Genomic DNA, 1891 nt, shown 5'->3' on the forward strand with positions numbered 1-1891 from the left:
GGCGGCCCGGGGGGGGGGGCGGGGGGGGGTTTTCCTTTTACTTTTCCCCCCCCGCCCCCCCCCCCCCCCCCCCCCCGGGGGCCCCCCCCCCCCCCCCCCCGGGGGGCCCCCCCCCCCGCTCGTTCGCGCCGCTCACGGACGCCTGTGCATGTTGCGCAGTGATGGCGCGAAGGAAGTCGGTCGTTCCGTCCAAGTACGGCACCTTCGGCGCGTACCGGGGAGCCCCAGCGCGTAGAGGAGCAGCCCGACGGCCGTGACCAGGAGGCTTGCCGGCAGGACCGGTCCGCGGACGTGGCGGGCGAGTCCGTCGTCGGCGGCGGGTGGTTCCGCGTCAGCCATGGATGACCTCGTTTCGGGTCGCCGGCCGTCTCTGTTGGACTTTTCCGCACTCCTCGGGCGGTGAATCCCGGAACGCGACCCTCCGTGACGTCGGTCCGGCGCACTGCCGCCGACACCCCGGCCGCCCCGCCCGTGTCTGGAGTCACAGGGGTTTTCGGGCGGGGGCGGGAATGGGTACGCCCGGGCCGGTCGTTGTGCACATATGTGCACTCAATGCGTGTGCACATACCGTCCGGTCTACAGCACACTCCCGAGGAGCCCCCCACGTGACCGTCACCACGCCCCCCGCCTCCCGCGCGGCCGAGATCCTCTCCCGTCCGATCGCCCTGAACGGGCTCACGGTCCCCAACCGGATCGTGATGGCGCCGATGACCCGCCAGTTCAGCCCGGGCGGTGTTCCCGGCGAGGACGTGGTCTCGTACTACGCCCGCCGGGCCGCCGCCGGTGTCGGCCTGATCGTCACCGAGGGCACGTACGTCGGTCACGACTCGGCCGGGCAGAGCAGCCGCATCCCGCGGTTCCACGGCGAGGAGCAGCTGGCGGGCTGGGCGAAGGTCGCCGAGGGCGTGCACGCGGCCGGCGGCACCATCGTCCCGCAGCTGTGGCACATCGGCATGGTGCGCACGCAGGGCCAGCCGCCGTTCGCGGACGCCCCCGCCGTCGGCCCCTCCGGCATCCGCCTGGACGGCACCGAGGGCGAGGGCAAGGCGATGACCCGCCAGGACATGGACGACGTCATCCGCGCGTTCGCCGAGGCCGCGGCCGCCGCCGAGCGCATCGGCTTCGACGGGGTCGAGCTGCACGGCGCCCACGGCTACCTCCTCGACCAGTTCCTGTGGGCGGGCACCAACCGCCGTGCCGACGCCTACGGCGGCGACCCGGTCGCCCGCACCAAGTTCGCCGCCGAGATCGTGGCCGCCGTACGCGCGTCGGTCTCCCCGGAGTTCCCGGTGATCTTCCGCTACTCGCAGTGGAAGTCGGACAACTACGACGCCCGTCTCGCCGAGTCCCCGGAGGAGCTGGAGGCGATCCTCACCCCGCTGGCGGCGGCCGGTGTCGACGTCTTCCACGCCTCCACCCGGCGCTACTGGCTCCCCGAGTTCGAGGACTCCGACCTCAACCTGGCCGGCTGGACCAAGAAGCTCACCGGGAAGCCGACCATCACCGTCGGCTCGGTCGGCCTCGACGGCGACTTCATCAAGGGCTTCGCGGGCGAGGGCTCCCCGGTCCGGGGCATCGAGGACCTCCTCGACAGCCTGGAGCGCGAGGAGTACGACATGGTCGCCGTCGGCCGCGCCATCCTCCAGGACCCGGAGTGGGCCGCGAAGGTGCTGGCCGGGCGCACCGAGGAGCTGAAGTCGTACGACGCGGCGGCGCTCAAGAGCCTGAGCTGAAACCCTGAGGCGAGAGCCTGAGCCGAACCACCCCGTGGGGGGCCGGGGGGGGGGGGGGCGCCCCGCCCCCCGGCCGCGCCCCCCGCCCCCCCGGGCCCCCCCCCCCCCCCGCGCCGCCCCCGCCCGGGGGATCGCGAGGGTACTCACGGGCGCGGGCG

The 1891-nt window shown here is 74.1% G+C and carries 1 protein-coding gene; it reads left to right on the forward strand.

Annotated features, from left to right (window positions below; genetic code table 11):
• Positions 1-605: 605 nt before the first annotated feature.
• Positions 606-1733, forward strand: coding sequence for an NADH:flavin oxidoreductase (locus ACWGJB_RS31475; protein ID WP_453383438.1), 1128 nt, complete (start codon positions 606-608; stop codon positions 1731-1733).
• Positions 1734-1891: the final 158 nt, after the last annotated feature.

This window comes from Streptomyces sp. NPDC054813, from assembly GCF_053611365.1.